Origin of the sequence: Janthinobacterium sp. B9-8 (genome assembly GCF_000969645.2) — a bacterium.
GTDB lineage: Bacteria > Pseudomonadota > Gammaproteobacteria > Burkholderiales > Chitinibacteraceae > Iodobacter.
In genome coordinates, this window is record NZ_CP014222.1 from 1,729,967 (window position 1) to 1,748,482 (window position 18,516).

At 49.9% G+C, this 18,516-nt stretch carries 13 protein-coding genes; 2 read left to right on the plus strand and 11 right to left on the minus strand.

Annotated features, from left to right (window positions below; all coding sequences use genetic code 11):
* Positions 1–121: 121 nt before the first annotated feature.
* Positions 122–772 (minus strand): hypothetical protein, encoded by a 651-nt coding sequence (locus VN23_RS07790; RefSeq protein WP_052746715.1) that lies wholly within the window; start codon positions 770–772, stop codon positions 122–124.
* Positions 773–1,025: 253 nt separating this feature from the next.
* The gene (locus tag VN23_RS07795) at positions 1,026–2,345 is read right to left on the minus strand and encodes a DUF445 domain-containing protein (protein WP_156455150.1); all 1,320 of its coding nucleotides are present in this window, start codon (positions 2,343–2,345) and stop codon (positions 1,026–1,028) included.
* 168 nt (positions 2,346–2,513) lie between these two features.
* On the opposite strand from VN23_RS07795, the gene VN23_RS07800 reads away from it, so the two are divergent.
* Positions 2,514–2,969 (plus strand): YaiI/YqxD family protein, encoded by a 456-nt coding sequence (locus VN23_RS07800; protein ID WP_046352922.1) that lies wholly within the window; start codon positions 2,514–2,516, stop codon positions 2,967–2,969.
* Positions 2,970–3,006: 37 nt separating this feature from the next.
* Here VN23_RS07800 and VN23_RS07805 read toward each other — a convergent pair whose 3' ends face one another.
* The 7 genes from VN23_RS07805 to kdpF form a co-directional block, all read right to left on the minus strand.
* Positions 3,007–4,725 (minus strand): hypothetical protein, encoded by a 1,719-nt coding sequence (locus VN23_RS07805; protein ID WP_156455151.1) that lies wholly within the window; start codon positions 4,723–4,725, stop codon positions 3,007–3,009.
* Positions 4,726–4,836: 111 nt separating this feature from the next.
* Positions 4,837–5,526 (minus strand): response regulator, encoded by a 690-nt coding sequence (locus VN23_RS07810; protein WP_046352920.1) that lies wholly within the window; start codon positions 5,524–5,526, stop codon positions 4,837–4,839.
* A gap of 260 nt (positions 5,527–5,786) precedes the next feature.
* Positions 5,787–8,450: a DUF4118 domain-containing protein gene (locus tag VN23_RS07815; RefSeq protein WP_046352919.1), complete on the minus strand. Its 2,664-nt coding sequence runs from the start codon at positions 8,448–8,450 to the stop codon at positions 5,787–5,789.
* 300 nt (positions 8,451–8,750) lie between these two features.
* On the minus strand, positions 8,751–9,335 hold the full coding sequence (gene kdpC, locus VN23_RS07820; RefSeq protein WP_046353097.1) for a potassium-transporting ATPase subunit KdpC: 585 nt from the start codon (positions 9,333–9,335) through the stop codon (positions 8,751–8,753).
* A 395-nt stretch (positions 9,336–9,730) separates the two neighbouring features.
* On the minus strand, positions 9,731–11,878 hold the full coding sequence (gene kdpB / locus VN23_RS07830; RefSeq protein WP_082752905.1) for a potassium-transporting ATPase subunit KdpB: 2,148 nt from the start codon (positions 11,876–11,878) through the stop codon (positions 9,731–9,733).
* A gap of 86 nt (positions 11,879–11,964) precedes the next feature.
* Positions 11,965–13,776: a potassium-transporting ATPase subunit KdpA gene (gene kdpA / locus VN23_RS07835; protein ID WP_046352917.1), complete on the minus strand. Its 1,812-nt coding sequence runs from the start codon at positions 13,774–13,776 to the stop codon at positions 11,965–11,967.
* Between the two features lie 97 nt (positions 13,777–13,873).
* The gene (gene kdpF, locus VN23_RS22415) at positions 13,874–13,954 is read right to left on the minus strand and encodes a K(+)-transporting ATPase subunit F (RefSeq protein ID WP_082752678.1); all 81 of its coding nucleotides are present in this window, start codon (positions 13,952–13,954) and stop codon (positions 13,874–13,876) included.
* A gap of 581 nt (positions 13,955–14,535) precedes the next feature.
* Between kdpF and VN23_RS07840 the strand changes: the two genes are divergently transcribed.
* Entirely contained in the window at positions 14,536–16,197 is a 1,662-nt protein-coding gene (locus VN23_RS07840; protein WP_046352916.1) for a methyl-accepting chemotaxis protein, read from the plus strand.
* Positions 16,198–16,275: 78 nt separating this feature from the next.
* On the opposite strand, the gene VN23_RS07845 is transcribed toward VN23_RS07840, so the two are convergent.
* Together VN23_RS07845 and VN23_RS07850 are read right to left on the minus strand one after the other, a co-directional pair.
* Positions 16,276–17,634 carry an ATP-binding protein gene (locus VN23_RS07845; RefSeq protein ID WP_197433054.1) on the minus strand — a complete coding sequence of 453 codons (1,359 nt, stop codon included), beginning with the start codon at positions 17,632–17,634 and terminating at the stop codon, positions 16,276–16,278.
* A gap of 54 nt (positions 17,635–17,688) precedes the next feature.
* A complete protein-coding gene (locus VN23_RS07850) occupies positions 17,689–18,393 on the minus strand; it encodes a response regulator (protein ID WP_046352914.1) in 705 nt (234 codons plus the stop codon).
* Between the last annotated feature and the right edge of the window lie 123 nt (positions 18,394–18,516).

An 18,516-nucleotide genomic window follows, 5' to 3' on the forward strand; every position in this document is an offset into this window, starting at 1 on the left:
GATTCAGGCTAATAAGTTGAGCGCAAAGTAAATAAGCAAGTGGTTTGTACCTAGTAAAACATCCTACAGCGCGAGTTGATAAACCTACAGGTTGGCAATCTTACGCCCCGCTGCGAGCAGCCTACAGTTGCTCAGTGGATAACTGCTTAGTGGTTATGTAACACTCTAGGTAGTTGGCGAGAATTTCAGTGGCATGACGAAAGCACTCAAGAATTTCGATCCAACTGGCTTCCGGAAATTTCATGTCTGTGTCGGTAATCTCAAAGGATACTGATCTCGTCTCTTCGTTCATTGGCCCGATCGAGTCGAACACATGTGATCCTGAGAAGTGGACGTAGCCAGAAAGATTTGCATAGACGTCTGGTAGCCAAGGATAGTCGGCAGAGCGAACCTCAACAAGGCGAGCATCAGTCAATCGCTTTCCGTTCTTGTCCTTCATTAGGTCAATGCGCTCGCCACTCAGAATCTTAGTCGCGAAGTCATGAGGTTTGTCGACCATCCATGCGGCGGAATAGCGCAGGGAAGTGTCAATATGAAGGCGCAGCACTGCGCGTGCGCAGACAATGTTCCAAGATTCGACTAGAAGCCGCATTGCGGCTGTGAGGCTGAGATTACGCTTAACTGCGCCGAAAGTGATGAAGTCAAACGGGAGCATTTGAGCATTATTGCCGCCTGTCATGGCCACTCCAAGTTTCAACATTGCCTTTCGGTCTCCCTCCATCTCGGTGAGCAATTGCAAGACGCGAGGACTCTGCTGCGGATGTGCGGTCATGTTGATTGCGGGGCCCAACGTGAAATATCCACCTATACAGGTGCATATCTAGTTTATCTGTATATAAGCAAGCCCCGCTACTTTTCCTATTTATATTCAATCACATAGCGGCTTTATGCTGATTAGCATATTTTCTGGCGAGCTACTGCACTAATTTACTCTGTAAACACATTACACAAAAAACCTCACGAAAGCAAAATGTAATCTAATAACAGTAAATAAATATAAAAACTTACGAAATCCTGCTTATGCCCTACCCCAAATACCCCGCCACCACATAGATCAACAATCCCACCAATCCCCCCACCAAAGTCCCACTCACCCGAATAAATTGCAAATCGGTGCCGATGTTTAATTCGATGCGCTCCACCATATATTGCTCGTCCCATGTTTTGACTTGGTCGGAGATAAAGACGCCGATTGTTTCGCGGTATTCTTCAATGATGGGCGGGATTGCGCGTTCGCATTGGGTGTTGATCCATTCTTGCATTTCGGTATTTTCATTGAGCTTTTTTCCCATATCGGCGGCCAGCAGTATGATATTGGCGCGGATGGTGGAATCGACTCGGTGCAAATCGCTATGCAGCCAGCGTAATAATTGCGTCCAGAGTGTTTCGATATATTCACCTACCGCTGGATGGGCAAGCAGTTCATTTTTAAGCTTTTCGCCTCTTTGTTTGAATTCGGCATCGTGTTTTAATTTATCGATAAATTGCGCGATATAGCGATCAAATTGCAGGCGCAGATGATGGTCTGGGTTATCTTGCATGGCTTTTAATTCTTTTTGCACCGCACCGAGCATTTTTTCGGCGAGGTATTTACCGGCGACTTTATCCAGTACCATATATTTAAGAAAGGAGATTTCCTCTGCTGCCACATGGGCCATTGCTTCTTGTGTTTCGGCGCGGCCAAGTATTTTTTGTAATTCGTGCAATACTTCGCTTAATACATGATGATGACGGCCATTTTGCGTGAGTGAATCTAAAATATGGCCGCTAAACTGGCTGATATCCACGCGCTGTAATTCGGCAATTAAGGTGCTTTTTAAAAAGGCGAGCAATCGCCCATCATGCAGGGAATTAAGGCTATAGCTCAGTACCCTAATTAATAAATTAGAAAATGGCCGCGAGTTTTGCGTAAGCCACGTGGCAATTTTAAGCGCCGGATTAAATTCGCGTATTTTGCCAACAATCCGCTCAGTCGATAAAAAATTACTTTGAATAAAGCTGCCCATGCTATCGGCAATTCGTAATTTATTTCTCGGCACAATAGCCGTGTGTGGAATCGGCAAGCCTAGGGGGCGGCGAAATAACGCCACCACCGCAAACCAATCCGCCAAAGCCCCCACCATGGCTGCCTCTGAAAACGCCGTGATATACGCCAGCGCCGGATAGCGCGATTTGTAAATTGTGGCAATCACAAATACCACGGCAAAAAATAGCAACAATGCCAGTGGCAAGAGCTTGGCTTGCTTTAATTTTTGCCGTTTCAGCGCAATTTCGGCGCTTTCTATGGCCTGATAAAGATGATTGGATGAAGTCATTGGCTTAATCGAAAGATTGATTGAATTCAAGGGTATCACTATCTACAGCGAGATGTTATTTCCTGTATTTACAAATAGCATCGTATCGCCTTGTGCATCTCACCCAAAGTAACAATACGCCGCCGTAATCCCACCGCAATCAACACCCCACACGCGCTATAATTCGCCGCTATAAATAACAATACACAGGTCTAAGCCATGCAAATCTGGGTCGATGCCGATGCCTGCCCTAAGGTGATTAAAGAGATTTTATTTCGCGCGGCTGAGCGCTGCAAAATCAGCTGCACTTTTGTAGCCAATCAATATATTCAAACGCCACACTCACCTTTTTTAAAGTCCTTGGTGGTGGAGCAAGGCTTTGATGTGGCGGATCGCCGGATTGTGGAGCTATGCACAGCGGGTGATTTAATTATTACTTCTGATATTCCTTTGGCCTCTGATGTGATTGCCAAAGGGGGCTTAGTGCTGGATTCACGCGGTGAGCGTTTAAGTAAAGAGAATATCGGCGAGCGCCTGAATATGCGTGACTTTATGGACACCTTACGCGCCAGCGGCATCGACACCGGTGGCCCAAGCGCCATGAGCACCGCAGACAGGCAAAACTTTGCGCGGGCGCTGGATAGTTTGCTCAATAAAGCAAAACGCCAGCCTTAGCTAAACGCAGAGAGGGCTAAGCCCCCTCTGCTTTATCTTAATAGCCTCCACCACCCACCATTTTTTTAACCCGGGCAAGCGCCAAAGGCTTCATAAACTGCGATATGAAGTCATCCCCCACCACCCACTTATCCCCCACCTTTTTCAAATCGATTGTTGCTTTAAACTGCAAATCAACCGAGCCTTCCATAGCAGTCAGCAACGAAGCGGTGTAATCAATCAATACAGGGCAACTTAGCTGCTCTTTTGCAGATGAAGTACATTTTCCATCAGGCAAAACACCCCATAAGCCATCAATTCGCGAAGTTTTATCTTTCAAACCCCGTGCACCTTTATTTTCCACAGCAGCATCAATAGACTTCAATCCATCCCGCACCGCCTGATTTAAGACTTCACTACTCAGTGGCCCGCTCAGCGCCGGATCAAGCGCTTTAGGCCCAAAACGAACACTCAGAAAGTCAACGGGCCTGAACGTAAGACTAAATGACTCGGTTTTCTCTTTCTCAGGCGCAATCAAATAACCAACAGCTATTTTTTCACCCTCACTTTCAAAAACAACACGACAAGCACGAGATCCACTCTGCTGATCGTATCCAATCTCTTCGGCTGGATGAATATGAGACCTTTGCTGCTCCTTATTTGCAGAAGGGCGGAAAAGATTATTTTTGGCCTCCATTTGATAAAGTGTCACAGAGACACTACTTTCAACGTTCTCCGCATTGCACAATAGTGTCGTTGCAGGTAGCGGCTCCGTTACAGCTTGCTGCTTTAATCCCTTAAATCCAATCACACCCACGATAAAAAGAACCAGTACGGCACAGCCCCAGCGAACTATTCTTTTATCCGAAGCCTTATTCTGCTCCTGACGCACCTGCAACATCGAGGTCGTGCGATCAAAATCCAGTGCTTTTAAAGCATGAATAAATGATTCTGTTAGCAGACTTGTTTCAACTTGCCCACTAAACAAATAGGTTTTTCTTTGCTCCGCCTCTTGCTGCGGAATGTAATGGCTGGCAATTAGGTAATCCAGCAGGCCATTGATGGATGCATCGTCATACTCCGACAATGCGCCTGTATCCAAGCTGGCTTGCAGATTTTGATACTGTGCATGAGCCAAAAAGCCAAGCACTTGCAGCTGCTGAAGATATTGCCGAGTTAGCAAGGGGTGCAAAGTGGGATTAATGCGCTCAGGATCAATCGGGCGCATTCGCAATAATGTATCTGCATCAAAAGCATGCTCTGCCAGCAAGGTATCAATCGCATTTTGCGCTTGGGACGCGCTGGAATATCCCTCTGCAATTAGCCAGTCCAGCACTTCCCGCAGCAAATAATGCTCATGGGAAAGTGTGCCTGCCTGCTGTAAGTGCTGCATAGCAAGAGCCGCGCGCTCATCATTCAAAAATTGATGCTTAATCAGTAAATCTAACATCAATTGCTGAATTCTTTTACCAACCAGAGCCGGATTAATGCTTAAGAACTGCTCAAGATAGAGTGCATTTTCAGGCGTGGCTTCATCCAGCAGAACATCAAGCGCAAGTTTGATCTTTGCTTCGTCTGTATCCTGATGTCGTACCAGCCAATCTAAGGCGTCTCTAAGTGAGCTATCTTCAAACTGAACACTAAAATCACCCTGCGAGCTTCCAAGGCGCTCCCAGACAAGATCCATGCGACCATCAAACAAAAACCACTCATATTCCAGCAAAACAAACATCGGAGCACAGGCAGAACACTTACCGCGTAAGGAAGAACTAAGCACAATTTAATCCAGAATAATTGAAAGTAATTTTTCTTGCAGACTTCGCAAGCCAAAATTATTGCACTTAACGGCCTTAGCCACACTGCCTTTTACTACTTAGAGCAATGCTAATTAGCTAATCAATCGATAGCCCACGCCGGTTTCGGTGACGATATGCTGCGGCAAGGCAGGATCTACTTCTAATTTTTGCCGTAAATGGCCCATATAAACACGTAAATATTGGCTACTTTCCGAGTGCGACGGCCCCCATACCGCTTTAAGTAATTCACGATGCGTCAGCACTTTGCCGGGGAAGCGCGTAAGTGTGGTCAGCAAGCGATATTCGATAGGTGTAAGGTGAACCGGTACATCGCTTTTATAAACCTGACGATTAACCAGATCGATTTTAATCTGTCCAAACTCTATAGATTGCTGCACGCCTTGCCCGCGGGTATGGCGGCGGAGCAAAACGCGGATTCGTGCCAGACATTCGGGCACACCAAAGGGTTTGGTCAGAAAATCATCGGCACCAGCATCCAGCGCCCTTACTTTTTCTGTTTCTTGCGTGCGGGCGGAGAGCACTAAAATCGGCAGCTCGCACCACTCGCGCAGGCGTTCAATCACCGTTACGCCATCTATATCCGGCAGGCCTAAATCCAGAATAATCAGATCAGGCTTACGCGTGGCGACTTCGATCAAGCCTTGCTTACCGGTTTCTGCCGTAAACACCTGCATGCCCACATCGAGCAAGGATTCGGATAAAAAATGCCGGATCGGTTTTTCATCTTCGATGATGACAACGGTAATAGGGATATCTGTCATGCGGGCCTTATTTATTTTTCAAATGAGGAAATGCAAAAAGTTCTGTAGACACAAAGAACACAGAGTTTAAAAGCAGAACGGGGAGAAACCATGAGCAAGGTTTTATAGGGTGTACAACGACGCAGTCGGAACGCAGAAAACCGGTTCGCAAGAGGAACGAATGCACATCCTATAAAACCTATTCCCCATGCCTTCTCTGAGTTCTGCTTCTAATCTTCGTGCGCTCTGTGTCTACAGAAGTTCATTTCTTAAATCTACGCTTAATTTTCTAACACAGGGGGCGTGCCTAGTGGGAGGGTAAATTCAAATTCTGCGCCGTGTGGGTCTAAATTTCGGGCGCTGATTTGTCCGCCGTGGGCGTAGATAATGCTGCGGCAGATGGCCAGGCCCAGCCCTACGCCAGGCGCGCCGGATTCGGTGGTGCCGCGGGTGAATTTATCAAATAAGCGCGTGCCTTCTGGTAAGCCGGGGCCGTTATCACTGATGGCGATACGTGCCATTGCGCCGTCTTTTTTTGCAGAGATCGTCACGCTACTGCCAGCGGGGGTATATTTGGCCGCATTTTCGAGTAAATTAACCAGCACCCTTTCCATCAGCACAGCATCGTATTCGAGCATAGGCAAATCAGCAGGCAGATCCACTTTAATGCAATGCGCAGTAAGACTTGCCCCTGCCACCCTCACCGCACTCCCTACGGATTCCTCTAAAAACTGCCATTCTTTATTGGGCTTTACCCCTGATTGCAGCCTAGCCATATCTAGCAAATTGCTGACCATATGATTCATACGCATCGCTTCTTTTTGCAAGCTTTGCGAAATCAGCCTGAATTCGCTAGGTAGCTCGTCTTTATCCAGCAAGCTGGCAAGGCCAACCAGTGTAGTCAGTGGCGTGCGTAAATCGTGCGATACCGCCGACAATACGCCATTACGCAAGCGCTCGGATTCCATCACCACAATTGCATCTTGCGCCACTTCTACGTAATGCACTCGCTCTAGTGCCAGTGCAATCTGGCTGGCGGCGCTTTCTAATAAGCGCTGCTGCTCAGGCAGAAATACGTGCTGGCTATCGCTGGGTAAAACAGCCAGCACACCACGGGTGCGCATCGGTGCTTTGAGCGGAATATAGAGTAAAGGCGCGGCGGGCAAAGTATGTGTGCCAAGACCTGCAGGCTGCTGATAATCATAAACCCACTGGGCAATGCCTAAGTCAGCACTGACATGCTCATGCGAAGCACGCACTTTTTCTTCGCTATCCGGGATAAACAATAGGGTTTGCGATTGAAACAAGCCATCCAGATGGCGCACGCTCATTTCTACAATTTGTGTGGCGGTGAGCGCGCCCGATAGCTCCCGTCCCAACTCATACAAAGCGCGCGTTCGGCGCTCACGGTAAGTGGCTACATTGGCTTCAAAGCGTAATCTGGAAGTCAGATGACTAATAGTCAGTGCCACCGATAGCATCACTGCAAATGTCAGCAAATACTGGGTATCGGATACGGTAAATGACATATGGGGCGCAACAAAGAAAAAATCAAACGCCGCCACCGACATCAGCGAGGCCGCAATCCCGGCCCCGCGCCCATAGCGCACGGAAACCAGCACCACAACCAGCAAATACAGCATCACGACATTGGCAGGATCAAAAAATTGCAGCAGGCCGGCACTCAGCACTGTAATCAGCGCCGCCCCACCCAGCGCAGCAAAATAACCATGCAGCTGGCGCTTAGGTGTCGCCTCATCAAACAACAAACTATTGGGTTTAGTATCGCTCGACGGTGCATCACTCACATCGTGCGCCACCACATACACATCAACATCGCTGGCTTTATCGATCAGCTGCTCAGATAAAGGCCGCCGCCACAGGCGTGACCAGTGATTGCGCTGAGACTTCCCCACCACCATTTTGGATACATTACGGCTGCGCGCAAAAGCCAGCAGGGTATCTACCAGATCCACCCCCGCCAGCACACTGGTTTCTGCACCTAAGTCTTGCGCCAGCTTGAGTGTTTTTAATACCTGCTTACGCGTCGCCTCACCCTGGCGTAATAGCTCTGGCGTTTCTACATAGACGACTAAGCAATCTGCATGCAGGCTTGCAGCCAGGCGGCAAGCATTACGGATCAGTTTTTCCCCACCAGAGTAAGGGCCAACACTGATCAATAAGCGCTCGTGTGCTTGCCAAACAGGCACAATAGACTGATCGGCACGGTAAGCGCGCATTTGCGCATCCACCCTATCAGCCGTGCGGCGTAGCGCCAGCTCACGAAGCGCCAGTAAATTACCTTTACGAAAAAAATTCTGGCTGGCACGCGTGGCCTGCTCTGCCCGATAAACCTTGCCCTCGGCCAAACGCAAAAGCAGCTCATCGGGCGGCAAATCAACCAGTGTCACTTCATCGGCAGCGTCAAACACCTGATCGGGCAGCGTTTCGCGCACCACAATGCCGGTAATCTGCCCCACCACATCGTTTAAGCGCTCTAAATGCTGCACATTCAGCGAGGTGTAAACATCAATCCCCGCCGCTAGCAGCTCTTCCACATCTTGCCAGCGCTTAGGGTGGCGCGAGCCTGCCACATTGGAATGCGCCAGCTCATCGATCAGAATCAAAGCAGGCTTTGCCGCAAGTGCAGCGTCTAGATCAAACTCGGGCAATATCTGCCCCCTATAGACCATTTTAGCCAGCGGCAATACATCCAGCCCCACCAACTGCGCCGCAGTTTCGCTACGCCCGTGCGTTTCAACCACGCCCACCAGCACATCCACGCCCTGCTGCTGCTGAACACGCCCCGCCGCCAGCATGGCAAACGTTTTACCCACCCCTGCGCAAGCGCCAAAAAAAATCTTCAAACGCCCACGAGCAGCTTGCTCATCCTCACGTTTGATTTTATCGAGCAGGGAATCGGGATCTGGGCGGGTATCGGTCATTGCGGACTTATAGTTAATGTGGCTTAAAAACCTAAGGTCTGTAGACACAAAGGACGGGGAGAGAATACAGAGGCCACGGAGAAAACCCTTGTAGAGCGGATTCGACGCGAAGCGGCAATACACCAATTAATACGGCGCAATGGCGATTGCGCCCTATTAATCAGGTTTCGTAGGGCGGGTTGAAACCCGTGTATTTTTCAATATCACTCGCGGGTTTCAACCCACCCTACGCACTTATTTCTCTGTGTGCTCTGTGTTCTCACATTTAGCTCCGTATCTACAGACCTTTTTCCTCAGCGCTTACTTCGCCAATGGATATTGCTGATCCAGTGCGATATTAAGCTTCAGCACATTCACTCTTGGCTCACCGAACAGGCCAAACTGACGGCCTTCGGTGTTTTCTTCCACTAGTTTACCCACTTTATCGCTAGATAGCTTACGCTCAACCGACACTCGCTCTAATTGATAACGGGCTGCGGCGACGCTGATATGGGGATCAAGCCCACTGCCTGAGGCGGTAACCAGATCAACAGGAATCGCAGCGGCTTGATTTGGATGGGCTTTTTTCAAGGCGTCCACCCGCGCTTGTACGGTATCAAGCAAAGCGGGATTAGTTGGGCCAAGATTAGAGCCGCTCGACCCGCCCGCGTTATACGCCATCGGCCCTGTTGCCGATGGGCGGCCCCAGAAATATTGCGGCTCGCTAAAATTCTGGCCGATCAAGCTAGAGCCTACAGCCTTACCTTGCAATTGCACTAAGCTGCCATTGGCTTGATCTGGCATGGTGGCCTGGGAAATGCCCGTGACCAGCAGCGGATAAGCCAAGCCTGTCACAACAGAAAGCAGTGCAAAAATAACCAGAGCGGGTCTTAATTGGGTATTCATTTTCAAATCCTTTGTGCTTGCCCCAGGGCTTGCTTCAAGAGGTGAATCTATCAATAAAGTGGCAGGCGCATCGCGCATTCACCACATCAAACTTCACTACGCCACAATACGGTTTTGCAGCAGCTACAGAGGGTTTTACAGCGCACAGCGTATAGATGCTCTTTGGTCAAAGGATAAAAAGTGCCGCAGCGATAGCAGCCCACCACTCCTTCCCCCTTGCAAGCAACATGTTTTGCCAGATACTCGTTAAGCGTCGGTGAGCGCCGCCAAAACCAATGGCTGCAACGCCACACCGCATACGCCAACACCATCATGAAAACAATCAGCAATAAGTTTCCAATCATGTCCATACGCGTGCCCCGTCATCATCCGGCATAGGCCGGATGCCAGATAACTTAAACTAAGCCCATCGCACCCAATGCCATATCAATGATTTTAATCCCGGCAAAAGGCACTAATAAGCCACCCAAACCGTAAATCAATAAATTATTACGCAGTAATTGCGCGGCAGCCTGTGCACGGTATTTCACGCCTTTTAATGCCAAAGGAATTAAAAACATAATAATGAGGGCATTAAAAATAACCGCCGACATCACGGCTGAATTAGGGCTATTTAATCCCATTACATTTAAAGCGCCTAATTGCGGGTAAGTCGACACAAAAGCGGCCGGAATAATGGCAAAGTATTTCGCCACATCGTTGGCAATACTAAAGGTGGTTAATGAGCCGCGTGTCATCAGCATTTGCTTGCCGATTTCTACAATCTCAATCAATTTGGTTGGATTAGAATCCAGATCCACCATATTGCCCGCTTCTTTGGCCGCTTGCGTACCGGTATTCATCGCCACCGCCACATCGGCTTGCGCCAGTGCAGGCGCATCGTTGGTACCGTCCCCCGTCATCGCTACCAATTTACCTTCGGCTTGATACTGGCGAATCATGGCAAGTTTGGCTTCTGGCGTGGCTTCGGCCAGGAAATCATCCACACCGGCTTCGGCCGCAATCGCCGCAGCCGTCAGCGGATTATCACCCGTGATCATGATGGTTTTAATCCCCATCTGGCGCAGCTCGGCAAAGCGCTCTTTAATCCCACCTTTAACGATATCTTTTAGCTCGATCACGCCCATCACTTTAGGGCCATCACTCACCAGCAAAGGCGTTGAACCACGACGGGCGATTTCATCAGCCAGTTTGCCTACCGCTTCAGGAAATACACCGCCCAAGCTTGCTAAATGTTTTTTAATCGCGTCAATGGCACCCTTACGGATCAGGCGTTCGTCATAATTTACGCCACTCATACGGGTTTGCGCGGTAAAGGGCACAAACTCAACCGCATGGCTTAAAAGCGGGCGCTCACGCAGATTAAATTTCTGCTTAGCCAGCACCACAATACTGCGCCCTTCCGGGGTTTCATCGGCAAGGGATGCCAATTGTGCGGCGTCTGCCAGCTCTTCCATTGTTACGCCTGGCGCAGGGACAAAGCTTGACGCCTGACGATTACCCAGCGTGATGGTGCCGGTTTTATCCAGCATCAGCACATCCACATCCCCGGCGGCTTCTACCGCACGGCCTGATGTGGCAATCACGTTGGCCTGCATCATACGGCTCATCCCCGCCACGCCAATGGCAGATAAAAGCGCACCAATCGTGGTTGGAATCAAACATACCAGCAAGGCAATCAAGGCAGTAATGGTAATCGGCGAACCGGCTTTGCTGGCTTCTACGCTAAACATCGAGAAAGGCAGTAGCGTAATCGTCACCACCATAAACACGATGGTTAAAGCCACCAGCAAAATAGTGAGCGCAATTTCATTCGGCGTTTTCTGGCGTTTTGCGCCTTCTACCATCGCAATCATGCGGTCCAGAAAGGCTTCACCCGGATTCACGCTCACCCGTATCACAATCCAATCGGATAAGACCCGAGTACCGCCCGTAACCGCCGTAAAATCGCCGCCTGATTCACGAATCACCGGTGCAGATTCACCCGTAATCGCCGATTCATCCACCGATGCCACGCCTTCGATCACTTCACCGTCTGCAGGCACGACATCACCGGCCTCCACCAGAATGTAATCACCCTTACGCAGGCTGGCGCTGTCAGCAATGGATTTGCCATATTTACGCCCCGGGCCAGAGAGCTTTTTGGCGATGACGTTTTTCTTAGTGTTCCGCAAAGACGCCGCCTGCGCCTTGCTCCGCCCCTCTGCTAGGCTTTCGGCAAAGTTAGCAAACAGCACGGTAAACCACAGCCAGGCGCATACCCCAGCAATAAAGCTCAGGGCCGCTTCACCATGGCCCGCCAAGGCTTGAATCAGCAGCAGTGTGCTTAAAATACTGCCCACATACACCACAAACATCACTGGATTTTTAAGTTGGGTTTTAGGCGCTAATTTTTTAAACGAATCAATTATCGCCGGCTGAATCAGCTGCGGATCAAGCAGGGAAAGTTTTTTATTAGCACTAGGCACATTGTGTACCGCTACGGCAGCAGCCGGTATAGGCGCTGCGGCGGGCTTAGTACGATTTACATCAGTAGTATTCATCGCTTTTTTACCAAAAGGAGTTGCAATGGTTTGATTGCAAATTTGTAGGGCGGGTGAAACCCGCGAGTTTTCCCCGCCCAAAGCTGTTATTTAACAGGTGCAATCATCTGCAAATGTTCAGCCACAGGGCCCAGCGCCAGTGCGGGTACGTAATTCAAAGCGCCCACCAACATCACTGTCCCAACTAAAAGCACCACAAACAAAGGGCCGTGCGTTGGCAGCGTTCCGCCCGTAGCGCTTAGGCGTTTTTTAGCCGCTAAAGAGCCCGCCATTGCCAGCACCGGCACGATAATCAGGAAGCGACCAAACCACATGGCAATCCCCAACATCACGTTATAAAACGGGGTATTAGCAGAAAGACCAGCGAAAGCACTACCGTTATTGTTCGCCGCCGAGGTAAAGGCATAGAGCACTTCGCTTAAGCCATGTGCGCCGGGATTCAGAATCCCCACCTTGCCATCTGCCACCATCAAGGCAATGGCCGTACCTACCAACACCAGAATCGGCGTCACCAAGATCGTTAAAGCGCTCATCTTCATTTCAAAGATTTCGATCTTTTTACCTAGGTATTCAGGCGTGCGCCCCACCATCAGCCCGGCGATAAACACCGCCAAAATCGCAAACACCAACATGCCGTAAAGGCCAGAGCCCACACCACCAAACACCACCTCACCCAGCTGCATCAGCGCGGTTGGAAACAAGCCACCCAGCGGGGTTAAGGAATCATGCATAGCATTGACCGCACCACAAGATGCCGATGTAGTGACCGCTACAAACAGTGCCGTAGCCGTAATACCGAAGCGAGCTTCCTTGCCTTCCATATTACCGCCAGCTTGCGTAGTGCTAACCATCTGATCCACGCCCAGGCTGCTTAAGCCCTTAGTTCCTACTTGCTCGGCGTAAAACAAACCGCAGGTCATCGCCACAAAAATCACGGTCATTGCCGCAATGATCGCCCAGCCCTGGCGTCTATCCCCTACCATCCGGCCAAATACAAAACACAAGGCCGCAGGAATAATGAAAATCGCCAACATTTGTAAAAAGTTACTAAACGGCGTTGGATTTTCAAAAGGATGAGCGGAGTTAGCATTAAAGAAACCACCGCCATTGGTCCCCAAAAGCTTAATCGCTTCTTGCGATGCAACCGGACCCATTGCTAGGGTTTGCGTATGGCTGACTACGTCTTCCATAACAGGCGCGCCCTTGGCATCTTTCACAACGATACCTTGGCTATCATGCTTAGGCTGCTGAAACGTCACGGCCTGGACCGTTTGCACTTCCTTATAGCCATCCAGATTCTGAATAACGCCCTGCCCTACAAACAACAAAGACCAGATCAAAGAGAGCGGCAATAGGATATATAAAGTAGAGCGGGTTAAATCCACCCAGAAATTACCCACCGTGCTGGCGCTATGCCGTGCAAAACCACGAATCAAGGCAATCACCACCGCAATGCCCGTTGCCGCAGAAACAAAGTTCTGCACCGTTAAACCCAGCATTTGCGTCAGGTAAGACATGGTGGATTCACCACCGTAGCCCTGCCAGTTGGTGTTGGTTACAAAAGAAATGGCGGTATTAAGCGCCGAATCCGGGCTAACCGCGCCAAACCCCTGAGGGTTAAACGGCAGCCCCCCTTGCACGCGCTGCAAGAGATAAAGCACAAATGCGCCGATAGCATTAAACAGTAACAAGCTCACGGCATAAGATTTCCAACCTGTTTCTTGCGCGGCGTTAACCCCAGCCAAACGGTAAATCCCATTTTCCAAAGGTTTTAAAATCCGCAAAGGCCCTTGAATTTCGCCCTGCATCACTTTGTTGATCAAAATCGCCAGCGGCCACGACAACAGTAATAAAACAGACAAAAACAGCCCCAATTGGAGCAAAGCATCGGTAGTCATTAAAAACGCTCCTGCATGTGCAGCGTATATACGGCCAGATCAACAGCAGCAATGGTCAAGAAAAATGGCCGCAAGGGGAGAAATGGATTACTGCTCATTAAAAACGCTCCGGCTTAAACAGCGCGTAAAAGAGATAGACAATCAAGACAGCGGCAACGACAGAAATCAGCACAATCATGATTCACCACCCAAATGGCTACACGCCAGCAAAAGCAAGACGGGGCACACCACAAATACGCATAAAGCACCTAAATAGATCACATCCATGGCTAACTCTTATCAAGAGGAATCGACCCATGTACTTTATGGAAAACGATGTAAAGACTTTGGTAAAAACAGAGTGGTGGGTATAAAGAAAGTATAAAGATTATAAAAATCGGAATCTAAAGAGCGGGGTGCTAGGTTTTAAACTCTCTCAGAGCCATAAGAGAATGCCAAAGAAGCACGGAGGAAAAGAATGCATATATATTTTCTGCTGCATGTGGCCCCGGTCTTTTTTACCCTCACCCGGCCATTGGCGCCAATGCCTGACACAAACATTACAAAACAAACAGTTACATGCAATAAAAAAGAAATTATTTCAGGCATAGGATCAAAAGAGTCTTACGAAAAAGCCCCTACCTACTAACACCCACGTAAAAATCACCGTCATTAAACTGCATCAATATCGGCTCCAACCCCAGAGCAATGCCGTTTAGCCAACGTATTGGTATGTCCCTCCACGCTATCCTATGGTGAATATCTGTAGTAAGGAAAGAAATGTGGCCCCATATTGAGGCCACTACCCAATGGACGCATGAGGAGCAAATCATGAATGTGACGCAGCGATTATTAACCTTGGTTGGAACGGCGTTGCTGGGAGTGATTGCCGTCACGGGAGTGGGGCTTTATCAGATAAGCCAGGTCTATCACAGTGCCAACTATGCCACCATCAACAGCGTGCCTAGTTTAGTTATCCTTGATACGGCATTCGATCATTTCGTAAAGCTGGATAAGTTAGTTAGCGAGCATGTCTTGAGCATAGATATGGCAGCAAAGACAGCCATAGCACAAAAAATGCCACCACTAATGGCGAACGTAGAAGCCGAGTTCAAAAAGTACGAGCCATTGCTTAGTAATGACCATGATAAACAGATGCTCGCCAATAACCGGGCCGCTTTAACCGAATACGACACCATGCGACAAAAAATAATAGCCGCCTCTACGGCTAATCAGGCAGATGAGGCCAGAAACTTGCTGAGCAGCAGCATTACGGTATTTGAAAAAGTACGTGCGTCAATAGAAGCCCACCGTGGCTACAATGTTGTTTTGGCCAATCAAGGCGATAAGGATGCACAAAGCGCCTTTAGTCTCGCCAAGCAACTATTTATCGTTTGCGGAACGCTAGCCGCAATCCTGAGCATCATCTTGGGCATCGTGACCGCGCGTGGCATTGTTCTGCCTTTACAGCGAACAATTGGCATAGCCAACCGTATCGCATCAGGCGACCTGACAAATGACATCCGTAGCCAAGGCAAAGATGAAACCGCGCAGATGATGCGTGCCTTAGGCAATATGCAAACCGCACTACGAGAGGCTATTTCTGCCATGCGTACCCACGCTGACTCACTCGCTACATCAGCAGTCGAAATGGTAGATCGCTCTAAACAGGTATCGCTAAGCGCCGTCCACCAGAGCGATGCCGCGTCAAATATGGCAGCAACAGTAGAGGAGATGACCGTCAGCATTGGGCAAATCACCCATAACGCAAGGGATGCGCAAAAGGCATCACTACAGGCTGAATCGCTATCCAAGGAGGGGGCTGAAGTCATTCACAATGTAGCCAATGAAATTCGAAGCATTGCTAGCGAAATTACTGAAACAGCAACAAAAGTCACCGCCTTAGGAGATGAATCGCAGCGTATTTCCAGCATTGTGGCCGTCATACGTGAAGTTGCCGAGCAAACCAATCTGCTTGCTCTGAATGCGGCCATCGAAGCGGCGCGCGCAGGCGAGCAAGGAAGAGGCTTCGCCGTCGTTGCCGACGAAGTCAGAAAATTAGCCGAACGCACCAGCGCTGCCACTAAGGAAATAGCGGACATGATCAAGCTGATACAGGATCGTGCTGACCATTCAGTTGCGGGCATGAATCGCACAGTGGACAAAGTAAGCAGTGGCGTTGATCTGGCCAACCTGGCGGCAGAAGCAATAGGCAGTATTGCTGACAGCGCCAAACGGGCCGAAGCAGCCATTACGGCGATTTCATCTGCATTACAAGAACAAACTACCGCCAGCGGGCAAATAGCCGGCAGTGTAGAGCGTATTGCGCAGATGACAGAGGAAAGTAGTGTGACGGCAAAAATGAGCTCTGCATCTGCAACAGCGCTATCTGCTCTGGCCCAACAGATGCGAGGGGCTGTATTGCACTTTAACCTGGAATAAAAATATCTGTTATATGGGCGAGTAAATCACTATCGCAAGCAATATGTAACGCGCTCATGCACTTTATAAAAATTGTTTTTACAACAGCAAGGGCAGTTGAATCACCGCCATTAAGCCGCCATCCGCTCGATTACTCAACAGGATATCGCCACCATGAGTGCGGGCAATGGCGCGGGCGATGGCCAGCCCCAAGCCGCTACCTCCGGTATGGCGGGAGCGGGAGGTTTCTAGGCGCACATAAGGCTCAAACACCCGCTCCAGATCGTCCTCGGCGATGCCCTCTCCCTGATCGGCGATCGAGACCATAATCATCCCGGCCTGCGCCTGCACAACAACATGAATCTGCGCTCCGCCGTAACGCAAGGCGTTGTCTAATAAATTACCTAAACAGCGCCTCAGTGCTTGCGGACGCCCCATGATCACAGCACGGCTATGCCCGCTTACGGTGATTTGCGCGCCCAGCGCTTCCATATCTTCGATTACGCCTTCCAGCAAATCCATAAAATGTAATTTAACACTGGCCTCGGCACTGCTACCTGCCCGTAAAAAGGCCAGCGTATCGGCGATCAGGTTTTCCATTTCTTCTAAATCGTGCTCAATCGCGGCATTTTGCGATTGATCGTGCAGCTTTTCCAATCTCAAACGCACACGGGTAATAGGCAAGCGCAGATCGTGGGAAATGCCTGCCAGCATTTGCGAGCGGGCGCTTAAATAGAGCTTAATCGCGCACTGCATACTATTAAACGCACGGGCCAGATGGACAACCTCTACCGGCCCTGTTTCGGGTAAGGCGGGCTGGTGCAGGTTTTTTGACAGGCCCTCTGATGCCGCGGCAAACACAGAGAGCGGTTTGGTCAGCCGTAGTACCGCCCAGATAGAGAGCAGCGCCGCAGCCAGCGCCACTAAAGCCAGCCAGCCTACAATGCGCCAAGGCTCCCGAATCAGCACATTACCCAACCTAGATGAATGAAACGTGGCTACCGTGCCATCTGCCAGTTGCCCTTGTAAGATGACCATCATTAAAGCGGGTTCAGTGAGCTCGCTCCATGCCGCATCCCTTGAGCCTTGTGGCACTTCGATTTTAATTGACACCACTTGCATTCGCTCTGGCTTACGCAGCTGAGCCCGCACCAGCGATTCAAAGCGCCGCGTATCCGGCGTTTCTGCATCAGGAATTAACCAGCCCCCACCTAGCTCTACCCGATGATTCGGAGTACTTAATGCCGTGAGTAAGCGCGGACGAAAAGCATCGGGCGTTTCACTCAAAACATTCAAGGAGTTAGCCATATGCTGGGCCACGTATTCGGTGCGCAGCGCATAGGTCAGCCGAGCCCTATCGTAAAGCACCAAGCAGACACCTGCGGCATTAGCGATAAACAACCCAGTAAGCATCATCAGTAAAATCTGACCAAACAGTGTTTTAGGCCCAAAGCGCATCAATCCCCCCTTCCACATCAGAAAACACCGAGGCAGCGCTGATCATCCGCAGCATTAGTAAGCCTCAACCTTACACGCCAGCATATAGCCACTGCTGCGCAGGGTTTTAATTAGCAGCGGCTCGCGCGCATCATCGCCAAGGCGGCGACGCAAGCGCCCTATCATCACGTCAATCGTGCGATCAAATGGCGCGGCCTCTTTGCCATTAATAGCATCCATCAACTGATCTCTCGATAAAACCCGGTTTGGGTTTTCTGCCAGCACTTGCAATAGCCGGTACTCCCCGGTAGATAGCGCAACCACCACGCCATCTGCGCCTAATAAATATTGCGCGGCCAGATCCAGCTCCCAGCCCGCAAAACACAGCCGCCGCGCCTTAACCGCCATTGCTGATTCGGGTGCCCGGCGCAAAATACTTTTGATGCGTGCCAAGAGCTCTCTGGGATTAAATGGCTTGGGTAGATAATCATCCGCCCCCATTTCCAAGCCAATAATCCGATCCAGCTCATCACCACGGGCCGTCAGCATCAGCACGGGCAGATGAGACGTCACCCGTAAATTACGGCAAAGCGTGAGCCCGTCTTCCCCCGGCAGCATGATATCCAGAATCAGCAAATCAAAGGTTTCTGCTTCCATAGCATTCAGCATCGCCTCGCCGTCCCCCACCGCCGTGACGCGATAACCCTGAGCCACTAAATAATCACTGAGTAGCGCACGCAAATCTGCATCGTCATCCACCAAAATCAAATGTGCGCTCATCCATCACCTCAGTATTTTTGATCACAACGCGTTTTAGCCCGTACAAGGAAAAACGCCTCAGAAGAAACAATATTTTTTAAATAGGCGGCTTGCAAACTCCCGCCTCAAATAGAAGGGGCCTGT